At 73.4% G+C, this 19,314-nt stretch carries 18 protein-coding genes; 8 read left to right on the top strand and 10 right to left on the bottom strand.

What is annotated here, in order from left to right; all coding sequences use genetic code 11:
* Positions 1-389: 389 nt before the first annotated feature.
* The gene (locus tag ACZ6EJ_RS16860) at positions 390-1,208 is read right to left on the bottom strand and encodes a hypothetical protein (protein WP_469267863.1); all 819 of its coding nucleotides are present in this window, start codon (positions 1,206-1,208) and stop codon (positions 390-392) included.
* Positions 1,209-1,415: 207 nt separating this feature from the next.
* On the opposite strand from ACZ6EJ_RS16860, the gene ACZ6EJ_RS16855 reads away from it, so the two are divergent.
* The 5 genes from ACZ6EJ_RS16855 (at position 1,416) to cseC (ending at position 5,977) form a co-directional block, all read left to right on the top strand.
* Entirely contained in the window at positions 1,416-2,321 is a 906-nt protein-coding gene (locus ACZ6EJ_RS16855; RefSeq protein ID WP_469267858.1) for an HhH-GPD family protein, read from the top strand.
* A 169-nt stretch (positions 2,322-2,490) separates the two neighbouring features.
* Entirely contained in the window at positions 2,491-3,153 is a 663-nt protein-coding gene (locus ACZ6EJ_RS16850; RefSeq protein ID WP_469267857.1) for a SigE family RNA polymerase sigma factor, read from the top strand.
* Complete coding sequence (locus ACZ6EJ_RS16845) at positions 3,141-3,908, top strand: hypothetical protein (protein WP_469267856.1); 768 nt, start codon at positions 3,141-3,143, stop codon at positions 3,906-3,908. Before ACZ6EJ_RS16850 ends, ACZ6EJ_RS16845 begins: the two co-directional genes overlap by 13 nt.
* Positions 3,909-3,926: 18 nt before the next feature.
* The gene (gene cseB, locus ACZ6EJ_RS16840; protein ID WP_469267855.1) at positions 3,927-4,643 is read left to right on the top strand and encodes a two-component system response regulator CseB; all 717 of its coding nucleotides are present in this window, start codon (positions 3,927-3,929) and stop codon (positions 4,641-4,643) included.
* The gene (cseC, locus tag ACZ6EJ_RS16835; protein ID WP_469267854.1) at positions 4,640-5,977 is read left to right on the top strand and encodes a two-component system sensor histidine kinase CseC; all 1,338 of its coding nucleotides are present in this window, start codon (positions 4,640-4,642) and stop codon (positions 5,975-5,977) included. Before cseB ends, cseC begins: the two co-directional genes overlap by 4 nt.
* Before the next feature lie 294 nt (positions 5,978-6,271).
* Here cseC and ACZ6EJ_RS16830 read toward each other — a convergent pair whose 3' ends face one another.
* Positions 6,272-6,979, bottom strand: a complete 708-nt coding sequence (locus ACZ6EJ_RS16830; protein WP_469267853.1) for a M23 family metallopeptidase — start codon at positions 6,977-6,979, stop codon at positions 6,272-6,274.
* A 457-nt stretch (positions 6,980-7,436) separates the two neighbouring features.
* Between ACZ6EJ_RS16830 and ACZ6EJ_RS16825 the strand changes: the two genes are divergently transcribed.
* Positions 7,437-7,793 (top strand): trypco2 family protein, encoded by a 357-nt coding sequence (locus ACZ6EJ_RS16825; RefSeq protein ID WP_469267852.1) that lies wholly within the window; start codon positions 7,437-7,439, stop codon positions 7,791-7,793.
* The gene (locus ACZ6EJ_RS16820; RefSeq protein ID WP_469267851.1) at positions 7,790-11,059 is read left to right on the top strand and encodes an NACHT domain-containing protein; all 3,270 of its coding nucleotides are present in this window, start codon (positions 7,790-7,792) and stop codon (positions 11,057-11,059) included. The genes ACZ6EJ_RS16825 and ACZ6EJ_RS16820 overlap by 4 nt, the downstream gene beginning before the upstream one ends.
* Before the next feature lie 139 nt (positions 11,060-11,198).
* Here the strand turns inward: ACZ6EJ_RS16820 and ACZ6EJ_RS16815 are convergent, their stop codons facing one another.
* Positions 11,199-13,727, bottom strand: coding sequence for an ATP-dependent Clp protease ATP-binding subunit (locus ACZ6EJ_RS16815; protein WP_469267850.1), 2,529 nt, complete (start codon positions 13,725-13,727; stop codon positions 11,199-11,201).
* Between the two features lie 448 nt (positions 13,728-14,175).
* Between ACZ6EJ_RS16815 and ACZ6EJ_RS16810 the strand changes: the two genes are divergently transcribed.
* The gene (locus ACZ6EJ_RS16810) at positions 14,176-14,778 is read left to right on the top strand and encodes an SCO3374 family protein (protein ID WP_469267849.1); all 603 of its coding nucleotides are present in this window, start codon (positions 14,176-14,178) and stop codon (positions 14,776-14,778) included.
* Here the strand turns inward: ACZ6EJ_RS16810 and ACZ6EJ_RS16805 are convergent.
* From ACZ6EJ_RS16805 to nadC, 7 genes are all read right to left on the bottom strand, one after another.
* Positions 14,757-15,092: a histone-like nucleoid-structuring protein Lsr2 gene (locus ACZ6EJ_RS16805; RefSeq protein WP_469267848.1), complete on the bottom strand. Its 336-nt coding sequence runs from the start codon at positions 15,090-15,092 to the stop codon at positions 14,757-14,759. The genes ACZ6EJ_RS16810 and ACZ6EJ_RS16805 overlap by 22 nt on opposite strands.
* 145 nt (positions 15,093-15,237) lie before the next feature.
* Positions 15,238-15,807 carry an amino-acid N-acetyltransferase gene (locus ACZ6EJ_RS16800; protein ID WP_469267847.1) on the bottom strand — a complete coding sequence of 190 codons (570 nt, stop codon included), beginning with the start codon at positions 15,805-15,807 and terminating at the stop codon, positions 15,238-15,240.
* A gap of 9 nt (positions 15,808-15,816) precedes the next feature.
* Complete coding sequence (locus ACZ6EJ_RS16795; protein WP_469267862.1) at positions 15,817-16,260, bottom strand: BlaI/MecI/CopY family transcriptional regulator; 444 nt, start codon at positions 16,258-16,260, stop codon at positions 15,817-15,819.
* A 167-nt stretch (positions 16,261-16,427) separates the two neighbouring features.
* Positions 16,428-16,607: a hypothetical protein gene (locus tag ACZ6EJ_RS16790; protein WP_469267846.1), complete on the bottom strand. Its 180-nt coding sequence runs from the start codon at positions 16,605-16,607 to the stop codon at positions 16,428-16,430.
* A 90-nt stretch (positions 16,608-16,697) separates the two neighbouring features.
* Positions 16,698-17,282 carry a hypothetical protein gene (locus ACZ6EJ_RS16785; RefSeq protein ID WP_469267861.1) on the bottom strand — a complete coding sequence of 195 codons (585 nt, stop codon included), beginning with the start codon at positions 17,280-17,282 and terminating at the stop codon, positions 16,698-16,700.
* Positions 17,283-17,441: 159 nt separating this feature from the next.
* Positions 17,442-18,239 (bottom strand): type III pantothenate kinase, encoded by a 798-nt coding sequence (locus ACZ6EJ_RS16780; RefSeq protein WP_469267845.1) that lies wholly within the window; start codon positions 18,237-18,239, stop codon positions 17,442-17,444.
* The gene (gene nadC, locus ACZ6EJ_RS16775) at positions 18,239-19,282 is read right to left on the bottom strand and encodes a carboxylating nicotinate-nucleotide diphosphorylase (protein ID WP_469267844.1); all 1,044 of its coding nucleotides are present in this window, start codon (positions 19,280-19,282) and stop codon (positions 18,239-18,241) included. Before nadC ends, ACZ6EJ_RS16780 begins: the two co-directional genes overlap by 1 nt.
* Between the last annotated feature and the right edge of the window lie 32 nt (positions 19,283-19,314).

Below are 19,314 nucleotides of genomic sequence, written 5' to 3'. Positions count from 1 at the left end.
GGGGGGGGTTTGGGGGGGGGGGGGGGGGGGTGGGGGGTGGGGGGGGGGGGGGTGGGGGGGGGGGGGGGGGGGGCCCCCCCCCCCCCCCCCCCCCCCCTCCCGCGTGTTGGGGGCGCGGAGCGGGGCGGACGCGCAGGGCGCGGCACAGGCTGATGCGCCGAGCGCGCGGCACGGAGCGGGCGCGCGCCGCGGGGCCGGGCGGGCGCCGCGGGGCCGGGCGGGCGCTACGGGCGTGACACGCGCCAGGCGCGCGGAACAGGCGCTATGGGGGCGCGGAGCGGGCGCTTGAGGTGCGCCCCACGGGCACTTCCGGGTACGCCCGGTGGGCGCCGGCGCAGGGCCGGGCGGGCGCTTGGGGCGCGCGGCGCGCGGCCGGGCGCACCCGGCGGTCAGTCCTTGGCGAGGACGAACGAGGCCCGCTGGACCGGCTCGCCGGGGGCCTTCGCCTCCAGGAGGTACGTCCCCGGTCCGGCCTTGCCGGCCGGCGGGGTCGCGCAGCCGGGCGTGGAGAGGGTCCGCTTCCACTCCACCGCGTGCACCACGCGCGCGCCCGCCGGGACGTGGAGGAAGACCGGGCCCGGTGCGGCGGGGCAGTCCTTGGAGGACCAGACGGCCTCGTTCTCCTCGCCGGCCTCGGTGACCGTGAGGACCACGCTCTTCGGTCCCAGGTCGGCCTTGCAGGCGGCGGACGAGGTGTTCTCCGCGACCAGTTCGAACCTGGGCCGGTCCTCGGGGCCGAAGCTGACCTTCGTGCGCAGGCTCAACCGCAGCGCGCCGGGCGTGCATTCGGGGAGCGGGGAGCCGGCCGGGACCCGCCGGGCCGCCGTGCCGCCGCCGCTCGCACCGGCACCGCCCGTGCCCGCACCGGCGGTTGACGCGCCGTCGGACGAACCGCCGCCGTCCGAGCCGCCGGTGGAGGGGGCCGTGTCGCCGTTGCCGGCGTCCGATCCGCCGGCGCCGCCGTCCGCACCGGACTCCTCGCGGCCGCCCGGCTGTTGGGTGATCGCGGGGCCGGAGCCGGACGGGCCGGGCTCGATCGACTTCACCGGTCCGGGCTCGCCGGACTTGCCGTCGTTCCTGCTCCCCCCGCCGCCGACGGAGGTGAGCGCCCAGGCGGCCAGAGCGGCGAGCAGCGCAACCAGAAGTGCCGCTACCGCCCTCCGTCGCCAGTAGATGCTGGAGGGAAGCGGACCGACCGGATTGCGCATAGATCCCACGCCCAAACTGTACGAGAGATCCGCGCCGTCTCCGGCCCCACCCGCCGCTCCCCGCACAAGTTTTGCGGATCATCATCTCGGGGACCGGGGCACAGGGGACAGAACGGGTGGCGTTGCCGCCTCCTGGGCCGCCGCGCGGGCCGACACCCCCCTACCCGCGACCACCGTCCCCTCTTCCGTGCCAGGATCTCAGGTGCGATGACTGCCATGACTTCGACACAGACGCCCCCCGCCGCCTCCCTCCACACCCCCGTCATCGGGTGGTTCGAGCAGCACGCCCGCGATCTGCCCTGGCGCCGCCCCGAAGCGGGCGCCTGGGGCGTGATGGTCAGCGAGTTCATGCTGCAGCAGACCCCGGTGAGCCGGGTCCTCCCGGTGTACGAGCAGTGGCTCGCCCGCTGGCCCCGACCGGCCGACCTGGCCGCCGAGGCCCCCGGCGAGGCCGTCCGCGCCTGGGGCCGGCTCGGCTACCCGCGCCGCGCGCTGCGGCTGCACGGGGCGGCGCTGGCGATAACGGAACGGCACGGCGGCGATGTGCCGAGCGAGCACGCGCAACTGCTGGCGCTGCCCGGCATCGGCGAGTACACGGCGGCGGCCGTGGCCTCGTTCGCGTACGGGCAGCGGCACGCGGTGCTCGACACGAACGTCCGCCGGGTGTTCGCCCGCGCCGCGTCCGGCATCCAGTACCCGCCGAACGCCACCACGGCCGCCGAGCGCAAGCTCGCCCGCGCGCTGCTCCCCGACGAGGACGAGCGCGCGGCGCGCTGGGCGGCGGCCACGATGGAGTTGGGCGCGCTGGTGTGCACCGCGCGCAACGAGGACTGCGACCGGTGCCCGATCGCCTCGCAGTGCGCCTGGCGGCTGGCGGGCAAACCCGCGCACCAGGGGCCCGCGCGCAAGGGGCAGGCGTACGCCGGCACCGACCGGCAGGTGCGCGGGCGGCTGCTGGCGGTGTTGCGGGACTCGGTGCACCCGGTCGCGCAGGCGGTCCTGGACACGGTGTGGGAGGAGCCCGTGCAGCGGGCCCGCGCCCTGGACGGGCTGGTCGCGGACGGGCTGGTCGAGCCGCTGGCCGACGGCCGGTACCGGCTGCCGATGACCTGACCCGTCCTCCCCGCCGCGCTGTTACACAACCGATGGGCAGCCGTGCATCCACGTACGGCTGCCCCGCACATCGCCGTGACAACGCCTCCGTAGCGTCAGCGACAGCCGGGCCGCCCCACTCACGCGCCCCGGCGGCTCGGGGTCGGAAACGGGGACGGAGGCGGTTGTCATGGCGCAGGGCGAGGTGCTCGCGTTCGAGGACTACGTACGCACACGGCAGGAGGCCCTGCTGCGCAGCGCGCGCCGGCTGGTCCCCGACCCGGTGGACGCGCAGGACCTGCTCCAGACCGCGCTGGTGCGGACGTACGGCCGCTGGGACGGCATCGCCGACAAGTCCCTCGCCGACGCCTATCTGCGCCGCGTCATGATCAACACCCGTACCGAGTGGTGGCGGGCGCGCAAGCTCGACGAGGTGCCCACCGAGCAGCTTCCCGACGCGAGCGTCGACGACGGCAGCGAGCAGCGCGCCGACCGCGCCCTGCTGATGGACATCCTGGGCATCCTGGCTCCCAAGCAGCGCAGCGTCGTCGTGCTGCGACACTGGGAGCAGATGAGCACGGAGGAGACGGCGGCGGCGCTCGGCATGTCCGCCGGCACGGTCAAGAGCACACTGCACCGGGCGCTGGCGCGCCTGCGCCAGGAGCTGGAGAGCCGCGAGCTGGACAGCCGCGAGGCGGTGGCCCGCGAGACCGCGGGCCACCGCGCGGCGCCGCCGTCCGCCTCCGCGCGCATCCCCGCCCAGCGGACCCCGGTCCCGGCGGCGCGGGCACACATCCCGGCGCAGCGGAACGGGCGCCACGACGAGCGGGGGCGGGAGCGGTGCGCGGCCTGACAGGCAGCAGCGGCGGCGGCGAGGCCGACGGGGGAAGCGGCGAGGACGCCGACGGGAGATCCGGCCGGCGGCGGTGGCCGCGGGGCGGCAGGGCGGCGAGCGGCACGGCACTGGCCGGGCTCGTCGCCTTCGGGCTGTTCTGCGCCGGCTGCTCCACCGGCGGCACCGGCACCCGCGACGAGGGGCCCGCCGGCAGTCAGCCGGTCGCCCGGACCACCCCGCACCCCTCGCCCTCCGGCACCGCGCCGGCCGTCAGGCGGGTCGACCCGGTGCGGCTGCTCAAGGGCGACCCCCGGGTGAGCGAGCGGGTCCGGTCCGGGCTGCGGGCCTGCGACGGCGACGCGTACCCGGTGGACACCTCGTACGGGTCGCTGACCGGCGGCCCGGCGGCCGACGTGGTGGTCAACGTGATGAACTGCGACGACTCGGTGGGCATCGGGACGTACGTGTACCGGGCCGGGCCGGGCGGCTCGTACGACAACGTCTTCACCGTCGAGGTCCCCGCCGTCTACGGGACCATCGACCGGGGCGACCTGGTGGTCACCACCCAGATCTACAGCTCGAAGGACCCGCTGACCTACCCGTCCGGCTCGGAGGTGGTCACCTACCGTTGGGCCGACGGCCGCTTCACCGAGCACGACCGGGTGCACAACGACTTCAGCCGTGCCGTCGCGGGCACCGACGGCGATCTGCCCGTGCAGTCGGAACCGGTGGAGCCGGCGGAGCCGGCGCCGTCGGGTCCGAGCAGGAACTGAAAGCGAGAACCAGCGTCCATGGCCGAGACCCACGTCCTCTTCGTCGAGGACGACGACGTCATCCGCGAGGCCACCCAGCTCGCCCTGGAGCGGGTCGGCTTCATGGTCACCGCGATGCCGGACGGCCTGTCCGGGCTGGAGGCCTTCCGGGCCGACCGGCCGGACATCGCCCTGCTCGACGTGATGGTGCCGGGCCTGGACGGGGTCAGCCTGTGCCGGCGCATCCGCGACGAGTCGACCGTCCCGGTGATCATGCTCTCGGCGCGCGCCGACTCGATCGACGTGGTGCTGGGGCTGGAGGCCGGGGCGGACGACTACGTCACCAAGCCGTTCGACGGCGCGGTCCTGGTGGCCCGCATCCGGGCGGTGCTGCGCCGTTTCGGCCACGCGGCCGGGGCGGACGGCGGGCAGTCGGCGGCCGGCGGCCCGGAGGAGGGCGGGGCGCTCGGCGGGGTGCTGGTCTTCGGCGACCTGGCGGTCGACACCGACGGCATGGAGGTGCGGCGCGGCGGGCGGCAGGTGGCGCTGACGCCCACCGAGATGCGGCTGCTGCTGGAGTTCTCGTCCGCACCCGGCACCGTCCTGTCCCGCGACAAGCTCCTGGAGCGGGTCTGGGACTACGGCTGGGGCGGCGACACCCGCGTGGTGGACGTGCACGTGCAGCGGTTGCGCACCAAGATCGGCCAGGACCGGATCGAGACGGTCCGCGGCTTCGGCTACAAGTTGCGCGGATGAGGCGGTTGGCCCTGCGGACCGGCGTCCGCTGGAAGATCAGCATCGCGATCGCGGCGGTCGGCGCGCTCGTCGCGGTGGCGCTGAGCCTCGTGGTCCACAACGCGGCCCGCGTCTCGATGATCGAGAACGCCCGCGAGGTGCAGTTGGAGCGGCTGCTGGGCGCCCAGCGGTTCTACGAGGCGACGGCCATGCAGAAGGGCGGCCCGAAGTTCGGCGCCAAGCTCAACGACCCGGCGATGCCGCGGAGCCTGCGCGAGGAGGTCCGCAGGAACCGCCGGGCCACGCACGTGACGGCGGCCCCGGACGGGGTGCCGGACGTCTGGGCGGCGGTCCCGCTGGCCAACGGGGACGTGCTCTCGCTGCACACCCGGTTCGCGGACCGCTCCGCCACGGTCATGGCCGACCTGGACCGGGCCCTGATCATCGGCTCGGTCTCGGTGGTCGTCGGCGGCTGCGCGCTCGGCGTCCTGATCGGCGGCCAGCTCTCGCGCAGGCTGCGCAAGGCGGCGGCCGCGGCGGGCCGGGTCGCCCAGGGGCAGACCGACGTACGGGTGGGGGACGCCGTCGGCGGGGTCGTACGGGACGAGACCGACGAGCTGGCGCGGGCGGTGGACGCGCTGACCGACGCGTTGAACGAGCGGATCGAGGCGGAGCGCCGGGTCACCGCGGACATCGCCCACGAGCTGCGCACCCCGGTCACCGGGCTGCTCACCGCGGCGGAGCTGCTGCCGCCGGGCCGCCCCTCCGAGCTGGTGCGGGACCGGGCGCAGGCGATGCGGACGCTGGTCGAGGACGTCCTGGAGGTGGCCCGGCTGGACAGCGCGTCGGAGCGGGCGGAGCTCCAGGAGCTGCCGCTGGGCGAGTTCGTCAGCCGCCGGATCGCGCTGCTGGACCCCGGCGTGACCGTGCGGGTGGTGCACGAGTCGTGGGTCTCCACCGATCCGCGCCGCCTGGAGCGCATCCTCGGGAACCTGCTCGGCAACGCCGCCAAGCACGGCTCGACCCCGGTGGAGGTGACGGTCGAGGGCCGGGTGGTCCGGGTCCGCGACCACGGTCCCGGTTTCCCGGAGGAGCTGCTGCGGGACGGGCCGAGCCGGTTCCGCACCGGCAGCGTGGACCGGGCGGGGCACGGGCACGGGCTGGGGCTGACGATCGCGGCGGGCCAGGCCAGGGTGCTGGGGGCCCGGCTCACCTTCCGCAACGCGGCCCCCTCGGGCGCGGCGGAGGGCGCGGGCGGGGCGATCGCGGTGCTGTGGCTGCCGGAGCACGCGCCGACGGCGACGGGGAGCTTCCCGGTGCTGCGGGCGGCGGACGCACGGCAACCGCAGGACTGAGGCGACCCGCGGGCCCGGCGACCCGCGGATACGACGACGGCGGCGGCTTCCCGGTGCTGCGGGCGGCGGACGCACGGCAACCGCAGGACTGAGGCGACCCGCGGGCCCGGCGACCTGCGGATACGACGACGGCGGCGACGCGAGGAGTGGGCCTCGGGGGCTCTCCTCGGCGTCGCCGCCGGCGGGTGACCGGGCGCACGCCCCGGTTACCGGGGTGCGACGGGTCCACTGACTCTCTTCGGTTGTGCTGGGCGCGCCGGTCCCCGGCGCGTCAGCGCGGGTACGTCAGACGGATCAGATGGAGACGTGCACCGAGCGCAGGTACGCGGCCGGGTTCAGCGCCGAGCCGTAGTTCGGGGTGGTGCGGATCTCGAAGTGCAGGTGCGGGCCGCTGGAGTTGCCGGTGTTGCCGGACAGGGCGATCTTCTGGCCGGTCTTCACGGACTGGCCGATGTGCACGTTGATCTTCGACAGGTGCGCGTACTGCGAGTACTTGCCGTTGGCGTGCTTGATCACGACGGCGTTGCCGTACGCGGGGCCGTCGCCGGCGCCGTTCGGGCCGGCCTTGACGACGGTGCCGGTGTGGGCGGCCTCGACCGGGGTGCCGACCGGCACGGCGAAGTCCTGGCCGGAGTGCTTGGCGGCCCAGCGGGCGCCGCCGGTGCCGTAGCTGGCGCTCAGGGTGTACTTCTTGACCGGGGCCTTCCAGGAGACGGCGTTCTTCTTCGCCGCCTTCTTCTTGGCCTCGGCCTTCTTCTTGGCGTCGGCGGCCTTGTCGGCGGACGCCTTCTTCGCCGTGGCGGCGGCCTTGCCCTGCGCGGCCGCCTGCTGGGCGACCGAGTCGGCGAGGGTGGCGGAGCCGGCGGCACCGGTGGTGCCGGAGGCGATCGCCGCACCGGCGCCCAGCACCATCGACGCACCGAGGCCGGCGGCCACGACGGCGCCGCGGACACGGGAGGCGGACGGGCGGACGGTGAGCTGGTTCGTTGCGCGCTTCGACATACGGGGGAAGTCCTCCGAAGGTGAGTGGACCCGGCGTGCTGTCCGGGCTTGCTCCACCTTGGTAACCCGCACCCCCGCCGGTGCTCAAACCCCCCTTCTACGATGAAAAGCCGTAGAAAGGGCGCAGGGAATGTACCGCTTTCATCCTTTTCGGCGGTCCGGTGCGCGGCGCTCGATCGCGCGCGCGGAAAGGTTCGCCCGCTGCTCCGGGGGCATTTTCACGGACATGGCGGCGTGTTGCGCCCGTATCGCCCGGAGCGGCGGAAGGCCCGGCCCGCGCCGGGCCGAAGGTCCCGCGGCCGACCGGGGCGCTTTCTCCTAGAGCGGGTAGTAGGCCCGTTTCGGGCTGTGCGCCTTGTCACCGCCGGTGGGACCGATGTCCGTCCGTTTCGGGACCTTCGGCCCCCACCGTCAGTACGCTGACGGGAAAGCCGCACCGCACCCCCGGGGGGACCCCATGACGGCCGAGAACACCCACGCCCTGGACGGCATCGAGCTGGCCGACGCCGTCGCGTCCGTCCGCAACCAGCTCATCGAGGCGGCGGCGCGGGCCGCGGACCACCCCGTCGCCTTCGCGGTCGGCGACATCCAGATGGAGTTCACCCTGGAGCTGCGCCGGGAGGCCAAGGCGGGCGGCAAGGTGAAGGCCTGGGTCGTCGAGGCGGGTGCGGACGCGTCGCGGGCGACGGGCCGCACCCACAAGGTGGCCTTCACCCTCAGCCCCCGCAACGCGGTGACGGGCGAGGCGTGGGAGATCGGCGCCCCGGACGACGGTTCCACGGCGGGGTTCGGGGACGAGCCCGTACGCCCGTGAGCGCACCGGCCCCGGCGCCCGACCACCCCGCCGACCGCACCGTGGCCGTCTCCGGCGCCCTCCAGGGCAGCGGCGTCCTGCTGACCGACGTCCTGGTCCTGACCTGCGCCCACGTGGTCAGGAGCGGCGACAACCACGTGGCCCACCCCGGCAGCCGGGACCGCACCCCGGCCACGGTCGCCTGGATCGACTACGACCTGGACGTGGCCCTCCTCCAGGCGGCCGAACCGGTGCGCCCCGTCGCGCCCGTGCGGTTCGGCGTGGTGGACACCCGCCAGGCCATCCCCGGCTGCGAGATCACCGGCTTCCCGCGCGTCCAGCGCCACGGCCCCGACCAGCGGCTGGAGGCCGACCAGTACACCGCCACGGTCCTGCCGATGGCGGGCCGGGTGCGCGACCTGCTCGTCTGCGACCTGGACGGCCCGCCCCCCGCCCGCCCGGACGGGGAGGCCGCCGCGCTGTCCGGGCTCTCCGGCGGGCCCGTGTTCATGGGGGACGTCCTGCTGGGCGTCGCCCGGCAGGTCCCCCGTCAGCGCGACGGCCGCCGGGTGGAGTGCGTCCCGCTCGGCCCGGTCCTCGCCGCGCCCCCCTTCCGCCTGGTCTTCGAGCGGACCGGCGTCGCCCTGCGCCACGAACGCGTCCAGGGCAGCTTCCCGAGGGACCTGCACTACGACGCCGAGTACGCGCGGGCCCTCGGCGTCGCGTACCGGCGTACGAAGATCTTCGGCCTGGACGAGCTGAGCCGGCACGACTCCGAGTGGGACCTGGACACCGCCTACCTCAGCCTGGAGGCCCAGCCGCAGGACCGGGGGGCCGGGGCGCCCGCCCCCGCCCCGCCGCTCCCCCAGCGCGTCGACGCCCTGCTCGGCGACCGCCCGCGGGTCCTGCTGCGCGGCGAGGCGGGCGCGGGCAAGACGACCCTGCTGTGGTGGCTGGCCGCGCACGCCTCGGCCCGCACCCTGGGCGACGCGCTGGCCCCGCTGGACGGCCTGGTCCCGTTCGTCGTGCCCCTGCGCACCCTGCGGGCCCGCGGCGGCGCGTTCCCCGGCCCGGCGGAGCTGTCCGGGGCGGCGGGGCTGGTCGTCGACGCGGCCCCGGAGGGGTGGGCGGGCCGGGTCCTGGCCGCCGGCCGGGCCCTGCTGCTGGTCGACGGGTTGGACGAGGTGCCGCCCGAGGACCGCGAGCAGGCGCACGACTGGCTCTCCCGGCTGCTGGGCCGCTACCCGGACACCCGGTGCGTCGTGACCGTGCGGCCGCTCGCCGTGGAGCCGGACTGGCTGCGCTCGGAGGGGTTCGAGGAGCTGCGGCTGCTGCCCATGCGGAACGAGGACATCCAGGCCTTCGTCTCCTCCTGGCACCGGGCGGCCCGGCTCTCCGACGGCGAGGACGGCGAGCGGCTGGACGAGCTGGAGCGCGACCTCGCCCGCCAGTTCGACCAGAACGCCACCCTCCGCGACCTCGCCCGTACGCCCCTGCTCTGCGCGGTGATCTGCGCGCTGCACCGCCGCCGCGACGGCTTCCTCCCCGAGACCCGCTGGCAGCTCTACCGCTCGGCTCTGGAGATGCTCCTCGGCCACCGCGACCGGCGCCGCCGGATCGGGGACCCCGAGGGCATCGCGCTGGACGTCGAGGAGCACGCCCAACTCCTCCAGCGCATCGCCGTCTGGCTGGTCCGCGAGGGCCAGTCGGAGTTCACCCGCGACCAGGCCCTGCGCCAGCTCGGGAGGGCGCTGGCGGGGATGGAGCGGGTGAGCGCCCAGGGGCCGCCCGAGAGGGTCCTCGCCCATCTGCTCAACCGCAGCGGGCTGCTGCGGGAACACGGCGACGACACCTACCAGTTCGTCCACCGGACCTTCCAGGACTACCTGGCCGCCAAGGAGTTGGTCGAGGACGAGCACCTGGGCGAGCTGCTGCGGCACGCGGGCGAGGAGTCCTGGCAGGACGTGGTGCTGCTGGCGGCGGGCCACTGCGGGCGGCGCGAACTCGCCGTACTGGTCGGCGGGTTGCTGACCGCGGGGCTGCACCACGCGGCCGGCACGACCGCCCGTGCCGCCCTGCACGTCCTGGCCGCCCTGTGCGCGCAGCACGCGACCTGGCTGGACCGCGCGGTGCGGGCGCGGGTCCGGGCGAGCACGGCGGCGCTGTTCCCACCGACCGACGGCGACCAGGTCGTCTCCCTGGCCCGGCTGGGACCGGCCGCGCTGGAGTTCCTGCCCGACCCGGCAGACCTGTCCGGCGAGGAGCCGTGGCTCGAGGAGGCGGCGGACCTCATCACGGAGGTCGGGGGAGCCCCCGCCCTCCCCCGCGCCCGAGCATGGCTCCTGGCCCATCCCCGACTGGGCGACTGCTTCATGAAGGCGTGGAACCGCTTTCCGCCCGAGGAGTACGCCACTGACGTGCTGGCTCTCTGCGGCCCATCGCCGAGGTTCTTGCGGGTGAGCGACCGCCGGCGGCTGAGGGCGTTACGGCACCTTCCCTCCATGCGCGCCCTGGCGCTGCGCACGGACCTGCCCGAAGCGGAGGTCGCCGCGGCGCTGGAAGGCAGCGGTGTCACTGCCCTCTCCCTCCTGGACAACGCACGGCTCACCCAGCTCTCCTGGCTCGGCTCCCTCGCCGGCTCCCTCTCGTTACTGACGGTCGAGAGATGCCCCGCGATCCGGGATCTGTCGCCGCTCACCGGCCTCCCCCACCTCGACTGCCTGCGTCTGCATACGTCCCACCTACGACCCGAGGACCTGGCCCCGCTGGCGGGCCTACCATCCGGCCTCTCCTCCCTCGGCCTTCTGCACCTGCCGGTGGACCGGTTGAGCGAGATCCCCGCCCACCCCGGCGTCACCGTGCTGCGCGCGATGAGCCGGCGTCCGCTCCGGCTGGACGGGCTCGACGCCTGGCCGTCGCTCACCGCGCTGCGGCTCTCCGAGGTCAGCGCGCTCGACGAAGCCCTGGCCGCGCTCCGCGAGCACCCCCGCCTCGTCCACCTCGGCCTTGACGTGTTCCCCTGGTCGCACCGGCCGACCCGCGGGGTGTCAGCCCCCACGGTGGAGGAGCTGTCCGTACCGGCCCCGCACCACGGCGGGGATCTGGGGATGCTGGCCGCGCTCTTCCCCGGCCTCACGCGACTCACCCTGGACGCCTCGGCGCGGAGCGCTCTGGACCTCACGCCGCTGCACACCTGGCCGGGGTTGCGGATTCAGGTCACCGGGCTGGGGGAGCGCCGACTCATCGGGGCGGAGGAGCTGGCCGACCGGCTCACCCTCCCCTACTGACCGCTCAGGGCCCGCTCGGCACTCAGTGGCGGGCCCGGCGAACAGGGCCGTTGGGCCCACGGAAAAGGGGCTGCCCCGGAGACCGGTACGGATACCGGTTCCGGGGCAGCCCCTCGGTGCGGGCTCGGGCCCTGGGGCCTTACGCCTCCTTCGACAGGTTCGGGCCGGTGCCGCCGGCCGCCTGCTCGATCGGCGGGACGTCGGGCAGCGCCGACTTCTCCTCGCCGCGGAAGGTGAACTTCTTCTCGTCGCCCTCGCCCTCGACGCCGACGACCACGATGTGGCCGGGGCGCAGCTCGCCGAAGAGGATCTTCTCCGAGAGGATGTCCTCGATCTCGCGCTGGATCGTCCGGCGCAGCGGCCGGGCGCCCATCACGGGGTCGTAGCCCTTCTTCGCCAGGAGCGACTTGGCCTCGGAGCTCAGCTCGATGCCCATGTCGCGGTCCTTGAGGCGCTCGTCGACCTTGGCGAGCATGAGGTCGACGATCTGGATGATGTCTTCCTCGGTGAGCTGGTGGAAGACCACCGTGTCGTCGACACGGTTGAGGAACTCGGGCCGGAAGTGCTGCTTCAGCTCCTCGTTGACCTTGATCTTCATCCGCTCGTAGTTCGTCTTGACGTCGCCCTGGGCGGCGAAGCCCAGGTTGAAGCCCTTGGAGATGTCCCGCGTCCCGAGGTTGGTCGTCATGATGATGACCGTGTTCTTGAAGTCCACGACCCGGCCCTGGGAGTCGGTCAGGCGACCGTCCTCCAGAATCTGGAGCAGGGAATTGAAGATATCGGGGTGGGCCTTCTCGACCTCGTCGAAGAGGACGACGGAGAACGGCTTGCGGCGCACCTTCTCGGTGAGCTGGCCGCCCTCTTCGTAGCCCACGTAACCGGGGGGCGAACCGAAGAGGCGCGAGACCGTGTGCTTCTCGCTGAACTCCGACATGTCGAGGGAGATCAGCGCGTCCTCGTCGCCGAAGAGGAATTCGGCGAGCGTCTTGGACAGCTCGGTCTTACCGACGCCGGACGGGCCGGCGAAGATGAACGAGCCGCCGGGGCGCTTGGGGTCCTTCAGACCGGCCCGCGTACGGCGGATCGCCTGCGAGAGGGCCTTGATGGCGTCCTTCTGCCCGATGACGCGCTTGTGGAGCTCGTCCTCCATGCGCAGCAGGCGCGAGGACTCCTCCTCCGTCAGCTTGAAGACCGGGATGCCGGTGGCCGTGGCCAGGACTTCGGCGATCAGCTCGCCGTCGACCTCGGCGACGACGTCCATGTCGCCGGCCTTCCACTCCTTCTCCCGCTTGGCCTTCGCCGCGAGGAGCTGCTTCTCCTTGTCGCGGAGGGAGGCCGCCTTCTCGAAGTCCTGGGAGTCGATGGCCGACTCCTTGTCGCGGCGGACTCCGGCGATCTTCTCGTCGAACTCGCGGAGGTCCGGCGGCGCGGTCATCCGGCGGATGCGCATCCGGGAACCGGCCTCGTCGATCAGGTCGATCGCCTTGTCCGGCAGGAAGCGGTCCGAGATGTACCGGTCGGCCAGGGTGGCGGCCTGGACCAGCGCCTCGTCCGTGATGGAGACCCGGTGGTGGGCCTCGTAGCGGTCGCGCAGACCCTTGAGGATCTCGATGGTGTGCGGCAGCGACGGCTCCGCGACCTGGATGGGCTGGAAGCGGCGCTCGAGGGCCGCGTCCTTCTCCAGGTGCTTGCGGTACTCGTCGAGCGTGGTGGCGCCGATGGTCTGGAGCTCGCCGCGCGCCAGCATGGGCTTCAGGATCGAAGCCGCGTCGATGGCGCCCTCGGCGGCGCCCGCACCCACGAGCGTGTGCAGCTCGTCGATGAACAGGATGATGTCGCCGCGGGTGCGGATCTCCTTGAGGACCTTCTTTAGGCGCTCCTCGAAGTCACCGCGGTACCGGGAGCCGGCGACCAGCGCGCCGAGGTCCAGGGTGTAGAGGTGCTTGTCCTTGAGGGTCTCGGGCACCTCGCCCTTGACGATGGCCTGCGCCAGGCCCTCGACGACCGCCGTCTTGCCGACGCCGGGCTCGCCGATGAGGACCGGGTTGTTCTTGGTGCGGCGGGACAGCACCTGCATGACCCGCTCGATCTCCTTCTCGCGCCCGATGACCGGGTCGAGCTTGGACTCACGAGCGGCCTGGGTGAGGTTCCGGCCGAACTGGTCGAGCACCAGGGAGGTGGAGGGCGTGCCCTCGGCGGGGCCGCCGGCGGTGGCCGCCTCCTTGCCGCCCGAGTACCCGGAAAGAAGCTGGATGACCTGCTGCCGGACCCGGTTCAGGTCGGCTCCCAGCTTCACGAGGACCTGGGCGGCGACGCCCTCGCCCTCGCGGATCAGGCCGAGCAGGATGTGCTCGGTGCCGATGTAGTTGTGGCCCAGTTGAAGAGCCTCGCGGAGCGACAGCTCCAGGACCTTCTTGGCTCGCGGGGTGAAGGGGATGTGCCCGGACGGGGCCTGCTGGCCCTGCCCGATGATCTCCTCCACCTGCTGGCGGACCGCCTCGAGCGAAATCCCGAGGCTCTCCAGGGCCTTAGCGGCGACACCCTCACCCTCGTGGATCAGCCCCAGGAGGATGTGCTCGGTGCCGATGTAGTTGTGGTTGAGCATCCGGGCTTCTTCCTGAGCCAGGACGACAACCCGCCGCGCGCGGTCGGTGAACCTCTCGAACATCGTTAATCGCTCCTCAGAGCGGTCGGTCAGTGAGGGGTCGGTCCCCTCCCAGTCCTTCCGCATGCTAGTCCCGTAGGACGGGACAGCTCATTCCAACTGCCGACATCCCGGATCACCCCCGCACCCGCGGGGACTCTTACTGCCGAACAGCCTGCAACTGCTCCAACCCGATGGTGCGAGACGATGTTCCCGCAGGCCAGGCAGTTACCCCTTTCGCCAGTACGCCGATGGCGAACGTGAGGGCCCTCGGACCCGCGCGCCGCCCCTTCCCACGAGGAAAGTCTTACCCGTAATCACTGACAGTCCATGCGGCGCGCCCCGGTTCCCTCCGCTACGGGCGAACACCCTTGCGCCGCCCACCGCTCCCGCGCGCCCCCGCGACCGGGACCCAGCGTGAGCGCCTGGGGACGCCGCGTAACCCCGGAGGCGGTTCGGCGTTTCATCGGACATGACGCCCACGGTCCCGCCGCCCCGTTCCCCGTCCGACGCCGCCGAAGAGACGGCCGAGGCCGCTCTGGCACGGTGGTACGCGCGGGAGCTGGACTGGCTCACCGCGGGGCGGAATCCACTGCGGCTGCTCACCGGGGTCCGCTTCGACGTGCTGGAGCTGCCCGCGGAGGCGGGCCGCGCCGTGCTGGAGCGCGGGGTGCGGACCGGGCCGGTGCTGCTGTCCGGTGCGCGGATGGGGCTGCTGGTCGCCGCGGGCGGCGCCGATGAGCTGCCGGGGCTGCTCGACTGGCTGGAGTGGGGCCCGATCGCGTTGGACCTGACCGCCGTGGGCGCGGGGGGCCGCGTCGCGGCTCCGCCCCTTCCCGGTACGGCGGTGGGCACGCGGGGGGCCGCCGCGTGGCTGCGGCCCCCGGAGCCGGGGCGTGCTCCCGAGCCGGCGCTGCCGGCCATCACGGGCTTCGGGGGCAGGGGCGGGGATGCCCCCGATCTCGTACGCCTGGTGGACGCCGCGGCGACCGAATGCCATCGGGTCCGGTTGGCGCGCGCCCGCGCCGGGCTGCCGGCGGTGGGTGCGGCAGATCAGCCGTTGGCCTTCTCGTAGGCCTCGCGGATCTCCGCGGGAACGCGGCCCCGGTCATTCACGTTGTGGCCGTTCTCCCGCGCCCACCGGCGGATTTCCGCGGTGTCCTTGTTGCCGCCGGACACGGCGCGGCCCTTGCCGCGGCTCGCGGCGGCGCGGCCGCCGGTGCGGCGCCCGCCCTTGGTGTAGGGCTCGAGAAGGCCGCGAAGCTTCTCCGCGTTGGCCGTGGTGAGGTCGATCTCGTACGTCTTGCCGTCAAGGGCGAACGTGACGGTCTCATCGGCCTCGACGCCGTCGAGGTCATCGACAAGAAGGACCTGAACCTTCTGTGCCACGGGGATTTCCTTTCATCGAAAATGGAGTACGCGGAAAGGAAACCGCTTTTCCCCGGAAAACACAAACCCTCGGGAGAGGTTCAGCGGACCGGGGAGACGGGAAACGTACGCGATTCGGACATAGGGTTGCAGGTCCTTCTGCCGATCACAGGTGCAGAAGCATCCGGCTGTTGCCCAAGGTGTTCGGCTTCACCCGTTCGAGACCCAGGAACTCCGCGACGCCCTCGTCGTAGGAACGCAGCAGCTCACTGTAGACATCGGTGTCGACCGGCGTCTCTCCGATCTCGACGAAGCCGTGCTTGGCGAAGAAGTCCACTTCGAAGGTGAGGCAGAAAACCCTGCGGACGCCGAGCCGGCGCGCGGTCCGCAGGAGCCTGTCCAGGAGCCGGTGGCCCACCCCGGCCCCCCGGACGGCGGGGTCGACGGCGAGGGTCCGCACTTCCGCGAGGTCTTCCCACATGACGTGGAGCGCGCCGCAGCCGATCACGCGCGCGTCCTCGTCGCGTTCCGCGACCCAGAACTCCTGGATGTCCTCGTAAAGGGTGACGGTCGCTTTGTCGAGCAGGATGCCCCCGGAGACGTAGCCGTCGAGGAGTCGGCGCACGGACGCGACATCACTCGTCCTGGCACGTCGGACGGTGATGGTCGGCTTATTTACCGACGGGTCGGTATGGAGTTCGGTATCCCGCTCGCTTTGCGGCTGCTCTGAGGACATGCCCCGACGCTATCGCCCGCTCTCCGGCTCCCCCGCATCGGCCGGACCCCCGCCGCCGGCGTCCGTAGCGGTCGGTTCCGCGGGGTTGTCCGGGGCCTTGTCCCTCTCGCCCCGCGCGTCGCCGACGAGATCGGGGGAAACCATGCGCACGGCGTCCTGGAGTGCTTCGCGCTGCTCGGCGGACATCATCCCGAAGAACGCGACGAGTGCGGCGGCGGGGTTGTCGCTGCGCGACCAGGCTTCGTTCATCAGTGCGGCCGAGTAGGCGGCCCTGGTGGAGACGGCCGTATATCGATAGGCCCGGCCGTCGACTTCCCTGCGCACCCAGCCCTTCTGATGGAGATTGTCCATTACCGTCATCACGGTCGTGTAGGCGATGGACCGTTCCCGCTGGAGGTCCTCCAGGACTTCCCGCACCGTGACCGGCCGGTTCCATTGCCAGACGCGGGTCATCACGGCGTCTTCCAGGTCTCCCAATTGACGGGGCACGAGATCACTTTAGTCAGAGATGTCCCAAATGGCGTGGTATTTACACAACAAAAGAGCGCACGGCCCTCGGGGGTCGTGCGCTCAGGGGGTGCGCTTCGGGGGCGCGCGGTGGGCGCGGTCCGCTCGCGCGGTCAGGAATTCTCCGGACGAGCGGTCTGCTTCGCGGCCTCCGCCCGGGCCATCGCCGCGTCCACGACGCCGTCCTCCTTGGCCTTGTTCGGGCCGCCCTGGCTCTTGACGATGATCACGATCAGGGCGATGAAGAAGACGGCCATCACCACGGGGGGAACGAGCGCGGATACGTAGTCCATGGCGTCCAGAGTAGCGAGCACCGGGCGGCCCGGAGCGGCGACCTCCCGGTGGAGGCCGCCGCTCCGGGCGCGGGGGCCGCGGGCCCCGCGTCAGCCGGCCGCCCGCTCCTCGGACGGGGGCGGGGCGGGGCGGCGGCGCGGCGGGAAGACCTCGGAGGGCTTGGGCGCCGGACGGTCGCCGGGGGCCTGCGGGCGGCTCGGGGCGGGCGGGCCCGAGGGCCGCTCCGGCCCCCGCTCGGCGCACCGGCCGCCCGGCAGGGCGAGCAGCCGGCCGCGCGGGCCGGGGGTGGTGAGCGCGGCGGAGCGGCCGGCGAGCCGCGCCCGCACCGAGCGCTCCGCGAGCACCTGGCAGCGCTCCAGGAGCGCCTCGGCGACCGGCCTGGAGCGCAGGGCCCGCAGCGCGACGAGGTCGTCCGGGCGGGGGTCGTACCCGGCCGCCAGGGCGTCCTGGAGCAGCTCCACATAGCCGGTGGCGGAGCCGGGCAGCGCTTGGCGGTAGCGGGCGAGGTCGGAGAGGAGGAACGCGCGGAGCCGGCCGGCCTCGCCGACCGCCTCGTCCACGGAGCCGGCGAGCCGCAGGCAGTCCTGGACGTCCTCGTCGGACAGGGGCGTGGGGTGGAGGGCGATGGCGAGGGCACGGCGGAGCACCCGCAGCTCGTCCGCGCTGAACGCCATGCCGCCTCGTGAACCGTAGGGCGTGGGCATAGCGCGACAATAGGTGCTAAAGGGGAAAAATCCGTTTAACTGGCCGTCGTTGGCGCGGCGGGCCCGCCGGGGGGCGGCGGCCGCCGGAGCCGTGCCGGCCGCCGTCCCCGCAGGTGCGCCGGGGCTTCCTCACCGACGCGAGGCGTTCCGCTCGTAGACCAGGCGCAGGCCGATGAGCGTCAGCCACGGCTCGTGCTCGTCGATCGCGGAGGACTCCCCCAACACCATCGGAGCAAGGCCGCCCGTCGCGATCACGGTGACGTCGTCCGGGTCGGCGGCCAGCTCCTTCTTCATCCGGGCCACCACCCCGTCGACCTGCCCGGCGAAGCCGTAGACGATGCCGGACTGCATGGCCTCGACGGTGTTCTTGCCGATCACGCTGCGCGGCCGGGCCAGCTCGATCTTGCGGAGCTGGGCGCCCTTGACGCCGAGCGCCTCGACGGAGATCTCGATGCCGGGGGCGATGACCCCGCCGGTGTACTCCCCGCGCGGGGAGACGGCGTCGAAGGTGGTGGCGGTGCCGAAGTCGACGACGATCGCCGGGCCCCCGTACAGCTCGACGGCGGCGACCGCGTTGACGATGCGGTCCGCGCCGACCTCCTTGGGGTTGTCCATCAGGATCGGCACGCCCGTCTTGACGCCGGGCTCCACCAGGACGGCGGGGACGTCGCCGTAGTAGCGGCGGGTGACCTCGCGCAGCTCGTGCAGGACGGAGGGGACGGTGGCGCAGATCGCGATGCCCTCGATGCCGTCGCCCAGCTCCATGCCGAGCAGCGGGTGCATCCCCATCAGGCCCTGGAGCAGGACCGCCAGCTCGTCGGCCGTGCGGCGGGCGTCGGTGGAGATGCGCCAGTGCTCCACGATCTCCTCGCCGTCGAAGAGGCCGAGGACGGTGTGGGTGTTGCCGACGTCGATGGTCAGGAGCATCAGACCTCGGCCTCCGCGGCGGCGTCGTCCCGGAAGTCCAGGCCGATGTCCAGGATCGGCGAGGAGTGGGTGAGCGCCCCGACGGCGAGGTAGTCGACGCCCGCGTCCGCGTAGGCGCGCGCCGTGTCCAGGGTGAGGCGGCCGGAGGACTCCAGGACCGCCCGGCCGTCGACGAGGGCGACCGCCTCGGCCGTCTCGGCGGGGGTGAGGTTGTCCAGCAGGATCAGGTCGGCGCCCGCGTCCAGCACCTCGCGGACCTGCTCCAGCGTGTCGACCTCCACCTCGACGGGCAGCTCGGGGAACTCCTCGCGGACCCGCTTGAACGCCTCCGCGACACCGCCCGCCGCGATCACGTGGTTGTCCTTGACCAGCGCGGCGTCGGAGAGCGACATCCGGTGGTTGACGCCGCCGCCGCAGCGCACCGCGTACTTCTCCAGCGCGCGCAGCCCCGCCGTCGTCTTGCGGGTGTCGCGGACCCGCGCCCCGGTGCCCTCCAGCGCGTCCGCCCAGGCACGGGTGGCGGTGGCGATGCCGGAGAGGCGGCACAGCAGGTTCAGCGCGCTGCGCTCGCCGGTCAGCAGGTCGCGGGTGCGGGTGGTGACGGTCAGCAGCTTCTGGCCGGGGGAGACCCGGTCGCCGTCCTCGACGTGCCGCTCGACCTCGAACTCCTCGGTGCAGACGATCGACAGGACCGCCTCGGCGACCCGCAGCCCGGCCACCACGCCCGCCTCGCGGGCGGTGAAGTCGCCGGTGGCCACGGCGTCCTCGGGGACGGTGGCCACGGAGGTGACGTCCACCCCGCCGTCGAGGTCCTCCTCGATCGCCACGTGGGCGACGTCCTCGACCTGGACCGGGTCCAGGCCCGCCTCGGCCAGCAGCAGGGCGAGCGCGGGGTCGAGGCCGCACTCCAGGGCGTCGGGGTCGAAGCCGTCGCCGCAGCCGCAGTCGTCGCCGCAGCCCTCTTCCACCGGTGCGGGCGCGCCGACCCGGATCAGCGGTACGTCCACGGGGGTGGGGCGCGGATTCTCTTCGGGCGTGCTCACGGTTGCGGCTCCTCGGGGGCGTCGGCGGGTGG

This window comes from Streptomyces sp. NPDC041970 (genome assembly GCF_055588985.1).
The sequence above is the reverse complement of the archived record's forward strand: the minus strand, read 5'-3'. Positions and strand labels throughout refer to the sequence as shown.

Excerpts from the sequence above, each read along its gene's own strand:
- ACZ6EJ_RS16800 (WP_469267847.1), bottom strand. The coding sequence starts at position 15,807 with ATGTCCTCAGAGCAGCCGCAAAGCGAGCGGGATACCGAACTCCATACC.
- ACZ6EJ_RS16825 (WP_469267852.1), top strand. The coding sequence starts at position 7,437 with ATGACGGCCGAGAACACCCACGCCCTGGACGGCATCGAGCTGGCCGAC.
- ACZ6EJ_RS16790 (WP_469267846.1), bottom strand. The coding sequence starts at position 16,607 with ATGGACTACGTATCCGCGCTCGTTCCCCCCGTGGTGATGGCCGTCTTC.
- ACZ6EJ_RS16810 (WP_469267849.1), top strand. The coding sequence starts at position 14,176 with ATGACGCCCACGGTCCCGCCGCCCCGTTCCCCGTCCGACGCCGCCGAA.
- ACZ6EJ_RS16785 (WP_469267861.1), bottom strand. The coding sequence starts at position 17,282 with ATGGCGTTCAGCGCGGACGAGCTGCGGGTGCTCCGCCGTGCCCTCGCC.
- cseC (WP_469267854.1), top strand. The coding sequence starts at position 4,640 with ATGAGGCGGTTGGCCCTGCGGACCGGCGTCCGCTGGAAGATCAGCATC.
- ACZ6EJ_RS16860 (WP_469267863.1), bottom strand. The coding sequence starts at position 1,208 with ATGCGCAATCCGGTCGGTCCGCTTCCCTCCAGCATCTACTGGCGACGG.
- ACZ6EJ_RS16830 (WP_469267853.1), bottom strand. The coding sequence starts at position 6,979 with ATGTCGAAGCGCGCAACGAACCAGCTCACCGTCCGCCCGTCCGCCTCC.
- cseB (WP_469267855.1), top strand. The coding sequence starts at position 3,927 with ATGGCCGAGACCCACGTCCTCTTCGTCGAGGACGACGACGTCATCCGC.
- ACZ6EJ_RS16795 (WP_469267862.1), bottom strand. The coding sequence starts at position 16,260 with ATGACCCGCGTCTGGCAATGGAACCGGCCGGTCACGGTGCGGGAAGTC.
- ACZ6EJ_RS16855 (WP_469267858.1), top strand. The coding sequence starts at position 1,416 with ATGACTGCCATGACTTCGACACAGACGCCCCCCGCCGCCTCCCTCCAC.
- ACZ6EJ_RS16850 (WP_469267857.1), top strand. The coding sequence starts at position 2,491 with ATGGCGCAGGGCGAGGTGCTCGCGTTCGAGGACTACGTACGCACACGG.
- ACZ6EJ_RS16815 (WP_469267850.1), bottom strand. The coding sequence starts at position 13,727 with ATGTTCGAGAGGTTCACCGACCGCGCGCGGCGGGTTGTCGTCCTGGCT.
- ACZ6EJ_RS16780 (WP_469267845.1), bottom strand. The coding sequence starts at position 18,239 with ATGCTCCTGACCATCGACGTCGGCAACACCCACACCGTCCTCGGCCTC.